This window comes from Streptomyces sp. NPDC058375 (assembly GCF_042723425.1).
GTDB lineage: Bacteria > Actinomycetota > Actinomycetes > Streptomycetales > Streptomycetaceae > Streptomyces > Streptomyces durocortorensis.
In genome coordinates, this window is sequence record NZ_JBHXJG010000320.1 from 1 (window position 1) to 6,871 (window position 6,871).

At 72.0% G+C, this 6,871-nt stretch carries 4 protein-coding genes and 1 pseudogene; all 5 read left to right on the forward strand.

What is annotated here, in order from left to right; all coding sequences use genetic code 11:
* Positions 1–54: 54 nt before the first annotated feature.
* Entirely contained in the window at positions 55–1,314 is a 1,260-nt protein-coding gene (locus ACFWM7_RS32045; RefSeq protein ID WP_383267401.1) for an arsenic transporter, read from the forward strand.
* Positions 1,315–1,448: 134 nt separating this feature from the next.
* Positions 1,449–3,551, forward strand: coding sequence for a phosphocholine-specific phospholipase C (locus ACFWM7_RS32050; RefSeq protein WP_383267391.1), 2,103 nt, complete (start codon positions 1,449–1,451; stop codon positions 3,549–3,551).
* A gap of 187 nt (positions 3,552–3,738) precedes the next feature.
* On the forward strand, positions 3,739–5,976 hold the full coding sequence (locus ACFWM7_RS32055; RefSeq protein WP_383267394.1) for an MMPL family transporter: 2,238 nt from the start codon (positions 3,739–3,741) through the stop codon (positions 5,974–5,976).
* The gene (locus tag ACFWM7_RS32060) at positions 5,954–6,511 is read left to right on the forward strand and encodes a GNAT family N-acetyltransferase (RefSeq protein ID WP_383267398.1); all 558 of its coding nucleotides are present in this window, start codon (positions 5,954–5,956) and stop codon (positions 6,509–6,511) included. The genes ACFWM7_RS32055 and ACFWM7_RS32060 overlap by 23 nt, the downstream gene beginning before the upstream one ends.
* Before the next feature lie 150 nt (positions 6,512–6,661).
* A pseudogene (locus ACFWM7_RS32065) lies at positions 6,662–6,871 on the forward strand (hypothetical protein); the annotation flags it as partial.

Consider the following 6,871-nt stretch of genomic DNA (forward strand, 5'->3'; position numbering starts at 1 on the left):
CAGACGTAGGTACGTACGGGAACACCGCCCCTTCACCCATCCTGAGAGAGCGCCCTGAACACCGTCACCGCCGAGCTCGTCTCCTTCGCCCTCCTCCTGGGCGTCCTCGCCTTCGCCGTCGTACGCCCCCGGGGCCTGCCGGAGGCGACCGTCGCCGTGCCCGCCGCGATCCTCGTGGTGGCCGTCGGCGCGGTGTCCTGGCCCGAGGCCCGGGAACAGGTCGGAGAACTGCTCCCCGTCGTCGGCTTCCTCGCCGCGATCCTCGTGCTGGCCCAGCTCTGCGCCGACGAGGGGCTTTTCCGGGTCGCCGGGGAGCTGGTGGCGCGCGCCTGCCGGGGGCAGACCCGGCCCCTGCTCGGCGGGGTCTTCGTCGTCGCCTCGCTCATCACCGCCGTCCTCAGCCTGGACGCCACCGTCGTCCTGCTCACCCCGGTCGTCCTCGCCACCGCCGCCCGGGTCGGCGCGCGGCCCCGCCCGTACGTCTACGCCTGCGCGCATCTCGCCAACTCCGGGTCTCTTCTGCTCCCCGTCTCCAACCTCACCAATCTCCTGGCGTTCACCGCGAGCGGCCTCTCCTTCACCCGGTTCGCCGCGCTGATGGCGCTGCCGTGGCTCGCCGCCATCGCCGTCGAGTACGCCGTCTTCCGCCGCGCGTTCCGGGACGATCTGGCCGCCGGGGCGCACGCGCCGGATCCCGGGGCGGAGCGCACGCCCGTCCCCGTGTTCACGCTCGTCGTGCTGGCGCTGACCCTGGCCGGGTTCGTCGTGACCTCGTTCGAGGGCGCCGAGCCGCTGTGGGCGGCGCTGGCGGGGGCCCTGGTGCTCGCCGTACGGGCGCTCGCCAAGCGCGAGACCACGCCACTCGCCGTCGTCCGCTCGGCCAACCCGCTGTTCTGCCTCTTCGTCCTCGCGCTCGGCGTCGTGGTCAAGGCGGTCGTGGACAACGGTCTCGGCGACGGGATCGCCGCCCTGCTGCCGGACGGCGACACCCTGCCCGCCCTCCTCGGCGTCGCCGTGGTGGCGGCCCTGCTCGCCAACCTGATCAACAACCTGCCCGCGATCCTCGCCCTGCTCCCGACGGTCGCGGCGGCCGGGCCCGGACCGCTGCTCGCCGCCCTGATCGGGGTGAACCTCGGACCGAACCTCACGTACGTCGGGTCGCTGGCCACCCTCCTGTGGCGGCGCATCCTGCACGCCCACGGGGACGCCCCCGAGCTGGGCCACTTCACCCGGCTGGGGATCGCGACCGTGCCGGCGACGCTGCTGGCCTCCACCCTCGCGCTGTGGGGATCGCTGCACCTCATCGGAGTGTGAAGGACTTCCGTACGGCCGGTTGGACTTCTCGGCCGACCTCTTGGACGTTCACCACCGGGCCGTACGCAGTCCTTCCCGACGCCACCTGATCTGACTAGCTTCCGGGCTGTAACCACCGGAATCAGGAGGCTCTTTTGACCACGGACATGTCACGGCGACGGCTCTTCGCGCTGGGCGGCGGCGCACTCGGCGCCGCTGCGGCCGGATCGTTCCTGCCGCCGTCGCTCCAGGCCGCCATCGCCGCGCAGCCCGCCCACGCGGGGTCCGGCGGGCTCGGGTCGATCAAGCATGTGGTGATCCTGATGCAGGAGAACCGTTCCTTCGACCACTACTTCGGCACCCTGCGCGGCGTACGCGGCTTCGGCGACCGCAACGCCGTCGAGCTGCCCACCGGCGGCACCGTGTTCGAGCAGCCCGGTGTGGCCGGCTCCACCGTACTGCCCTTCCCCGTGCGCGGGGCGGCCGAGGAGCAGAAGAAGGACCTCCAGTACATCGGCGCCCTCGACCACTCCTGGAGCGGCGGCGCGAAAGCCTGGGGCGGCGGCTGGATGAACGGCTGGATCAGCGCCAAGACCGCGGCCACGATGGCGTACTACGACCGCCGTGACATCCCGCTCCACTACGAGCTGGCGGACACCTTCACCGTCTGCGACGCCTACCACTCCTCCATCCACACCTCCACCAGCCCCAACCGCAACCACCTCTGGAGCGGGAAGACCGGCTTCGAGGCGAACGGGAAACGGGCCGTCGGCAACGACGCGTACAACGAGGGCACCCACCCCGGCTACGACTGGTCCACCTACGCAGAGCGGCTGGAGAAGGCCGGCCGCAGCTGGCGGACGTACACCGAGTGGGAGAACTTCACCGACAACCAGATCGAGTTCTACGCCACCTTCAAGGCGATCGCCCGCAAGGCGCTGGCGAAGACCGGCGGCCATACGTACATGGAAGCCTTCTACGCGAAGGTCCGGGGCGCGTCCGAGGCGGAGCGCACCCGGCTCCTCGGGCTGCTGGACGAGGGTGTCGCCACCCTCACGAAGCAGGAGCGGAGCCTGTTCGAGCGGGGGCTGCGCCGGGTGCCGACCGGGACGCTCGCCGACGAGTTCGCCAAGGACGTGGCGGCCGAAAAGCTCCCGGAGGTCTCCTACCTCGTCCCCTCGGCGATCGACTCCGAGCACCCGAGCACCTCGTCGCCGGTGCACAGCGCCACGATCGTCTACAAGATCCTGGACGCCCTCGGCAAGCACCCGGACGTGTGGCGGCACACCGCCGTGCTGATCAACTACGACGAGAACGACGGGTTCTTCGACCACGTCCCGCCGCCCGTCGCACCCCCCGAGGTGACCGAGGAGCAGTGGGAGGGCCGCCCGACCGGCCTGGGCATCCGGGTGCCGCTGCTGGTCGTCTCGCCGTGGACCGTCGGCGGATACGTCTGCTCCGAGGTCTTCGACCACACCTCCGTCATCCGCTTCCTGGAGCGCTGGACCGGCGTGAAGGAGCCCAACATCGGCGACTGGCGGCGCCGCGTCACCGGCGACCTCACCTCCGCCTTCGACTTCACCCGGGCCCGCCGGCAGCCCGCCGTCCAGAGCCCCGGGGCGATCCCGCCGTTCGAGGGCCGCTGGCAGCCGAAGCCGCCCGCCGTCCAGCACCTGCCCGAGCAGGAGCCCGGCGCACGCCCGGCGCGCCCGCTGCCGTACCGGCCGGACGCCCAGGCGCGGCGGGTCGACGACGGCCTGCGGGTGGAGCTGGACAACAGCGGCCGGTCCTCGGCGCACTTCGCGCTGTACCCGTACGCGGAGGAGTTCCCGGCCCCGCAGCACAGGGACGTCCGGGGCCGCGCGCACTGGACGGTCCCGGTGCCGGGGGAGGCGTACCGCTTCACGGTCACCGGGCCGAACGGCTTCCGCCGCGAGTTCGCCGGGCCGGCCGACGGGGGAGCGGAGGTCGCCAGCCGCATCGACCACCGCGACCGCGACATCCACCTCACCCTGCGCAACACCGGCCGCCGGACCCTGACCTTCCTGGTGCGGCCGCTCGGGTACGTCGACGAGGACGACGTACGGGACTGGACCCGCCGTGTCACGGTCAAGCCGGGCCGCAGCCGCTCACTCGTGCACTCGGCGGCCGACGCGCACGGCTGGTACGACCTCGACGTCACCGTCGACGGGGAGGACGGCTTCCGGCGGCGGCTCATGGGGCACATCGAGAACGGCCGCGCGAGCGTCTCCGGCTGAGCGGATCCGAGGGTCGCAGAGCTTGATCCAGCCCGTGTAGGGCAGATCAAGCCCTGTGACCATGGCCACGAAACGGACAAAGGATCACGTTCTGCTGACAGAGTGACGGTCTCAGGTCATGAGACGTTTACGGGCAGATCACGTTATCTGCGGGTAAAGGTCCACGAACCCGCAGGGAGCTCGTCCGTTGGCTGCCATCGCCCGCTGGTGCATCAGGCACCGTCTCGTCGCCGTTCTCATCTGGCTCGCCGCCCTCGGCGGCACCGCCGCAGCGGCGGGCATCGCCGGTTCGGCGTACTCGAACGACTACGAGGTCCCCGGTACCGAATCCGGCCGGGCCACCGAGCTGCTCTCCCGCGGCTTCACCGACCTCGGCGGCGACACCGACACCGTCGTCTGGCACACCACCGACTCCACGGTCGCGGCCGCGGACGTCGAACAGACCATGACCCGCACGCTCCACGCGATCGAGGACCTGCCGGGCGTCGGCTCGGTCACCGGCCCCTACGGCACCGCGGGCCCCGGCCAGATCAGCCAGGACGGCCACACCGCCTACGCCACGGTCACCTTCGACCGGCCCGCCGACGAGATCCCCGCCTCCCAGGCCCAGGCCCTCGTCGACACCGCGAAGGCCGCCGAGGCCGACGGGCTCCAGGTGGAGCTGGGCGGCACCGCCGTCGCCCTCACCGAAGCGCCCTCCGTCCACTTCGCCGAGGGCATCGGCGTGATCGTCGCGGCCGTCGTGCTCTTCCTCGCCTTCGGCTCCCTCGCCGCCAGCCTGCTGCCCATCGCCACCGCCCTGGTCTCCGTCGGCACCGCCTACGCGGGCACCGTGCTCCTCGGCCATCTGATGACCGTGGCCGACTTCGCCCCGATGCTCGGCATGCTCATCGGGCTCGGTGTCGGCATCGACTACGCCCTGTTCATCGTCACCCGGCACCGCAGAGGACTCCGGCGCGGCATGTCCGTGCCCGAAGCGGCCCAGAACGCCGTCGCGACCACCGGCCGCGCCGTCGTCTTCGCCGGGGTCACCGTCTGCATCGCCCTGCTCGGCATGCTGATCCTGCGGCTCGACTTCCTCAACGGCGTCGCCATCGCCGCCTCCCTCACCGTCGTCCTCACCGTGCTGGCCTCGGTCACCCTCCTGCCCGCCCTGCTCTCCCTCATCGGAATGCGGGCGCTCAGCCGCCGCGAACGCCGGCAGCTCGCCGAACACGGGCCGCGCCCCGAACTGCCCACCGGCTTCGCCGCCCGCTGGTCCGCCTTCGTCGAGCGCCACCCCAAGCTCCTCGGCGGGGTCGCGGCCGTCGTCATGCTGGTGCTCGCCCTGCCCGCCCTCGGCCTCCACCTGGGCACATCGGACCAGGGCAACAACCCGGCCACCGCCACCACCCGGCAGGCCTACGACCTGCTCGCCGACGGCTTCGGGCCCGGCGTCAACGGTCCGCTCACCATCGCCGCCCAGCTCGACGGCGCGGACGACCGGCTCGCCCTGGACTCGCTGCCCGAGAAGCTGCGCACCACCGAAGGCGTCGCGTCCGTCAGCCCGGTGACGTACAACAGCGGCGGCGACACGGCCTTCCTCACCGTCGTACCCGACTCGTCGCCCCAGTCGCAGGACACCAGCGAACTGGTCGACCGCATCCGGGGCGACATCCTGCCGCCGGTCCGGGCCGACACCTCGCTGGAGGCCCACGTCGGCGGGGTGACGGCGAGCTACGACGACTTCGCCGAGATCATCGTCGGCAAGCTGCCGCTCTTCGTCGGGGTCGTCATCGGACTCGGCTGCCTGCTCCTGCTCCTGGCGTTCCGCTCCATCGGCATCCCCATCAAGGCCGCCGTGATGAACGTGGCCGCCGTCGCCTCCTCCTTCGGCGTCGTCGTGGCCGTCTTCCAGTGGGGCTGGGGGAGCGAACTGCTCGGCCTCGGCAGCGCCGGACCCATCGAACCCTTCCTCCCCGTGATCATGGTCTCGGTCCTCTTCGGCCTTTCCATGGACTACCAGGTCTTCCTGGTGGGCCGGATGTACGAGGAGTGGCTGGAGACCGGCGACAACCGTCGCTCCGTGCGGGTCGGCCTCGCCGAGACCGGCCGGGTCATCAACTCCGCCGCCGTGATCATGATCTCCGTCTTCCTCGCCTTCGTGCTCAGCGGCGACCGGGTGATCGCCATGTTCGGCATCGCGCTGGCCACCGCCGTCGCCCTGGACGCCTTCGTCCTGCGCACCCTGCTGGTGCCCGCCCTGATGCACATGCTCGGCGGGGCGAACTGGTGGCTGCCGGGCTGGCTGGACAAGCGGCTGCCCCGGATCTCCATCGAACCGCCCGACTGCGTACCGCTCCATGCGAGGATCCCGGGGGCGCGCGCCACGGAGGACGTCGCGCCGTTGGAGGAGGAGCACGATGTTCGCCATATCGCTGGGTGACGACAAGGCCGAGCTGCGCCCGCTGGAGCCCTGGCAGGCCGTGGAGTTCCTGGCCCACATGGACCGGGCCCGGGAGCTGGTCGACCCGTGGATCCCGTTCGCCTCGTACGCCACCGACCTGGACTCGGCGCGTGCCCTGCTCCGGAAGTACGCGGAGAAGCAGGCGGCGGACACCGGACGGCTGTACGGGATCTGGCTGGAGGGCACCCTCGTCGGCGGCGTGCTCTTCCCGTCCTTCGACGCGGACCAGGGCAACTGCGAGATCGGCGTCTGGCTGGAGCCCGCCGCCCAGGGCCGGGGCCTGATCACCCGCGCCGCCGAGCGTCTGATCGACTGGGCGGTGTACGAACGCGGCATGCACCGCGTGGAGTGGGACGCCTCCCCCGGGAACACCCGGTCGGTCGCGGTCGCCCAGCGGCTCGGAATGACCCGGGACGGTGTGCTCCGGCAGAGCTACTTCTACCGGGGGGAGCGGCACGACTCCGAGATCTGGTCCGTCCTCGCCCCGGAATGGCGGGCGCGCACCGGGCGCTGAGCGCGGGCGGGGCTCCGGCGCCCAACCCGGCGTGGGCCGGCGCTTGAGCCGGGCCGGAGACAGGGGGTGAGCCCGGCGTGGGCCCGGCGTGGGCCCGGCGTGGGTCCGGCGTTAAGAGGGTTCTCATCCGGGCCCCCTAGCGTGCGGCGCATGAACACCACCCCCTCCAAGACGACCGACCCCGACACCACGGCCGCCCCCGACGCGGCCACGGACGACGCGCCCGCGCCCGCGAAGGACGCCCTGGCGAAGGACACCACCGGTACGCCGTCCGAGGCGGCCGGTGCCGACGCCGACTCCGTGACGGCCCCCGACGACCTCGCCGAGCAGACCGACGAGGACGAGGACGAGGACGAGGAC

Bases quoted from the DNA above. Each gene is read 5' to 3' on its own strand.
- ACFWM7_RS32060 (WP_383267398.1), top strand. From the start codon at position 5,954: ATGTTCGCCATATCGCTGGGTGACGACAAGGCCGAGCTGCGCCCGCTG.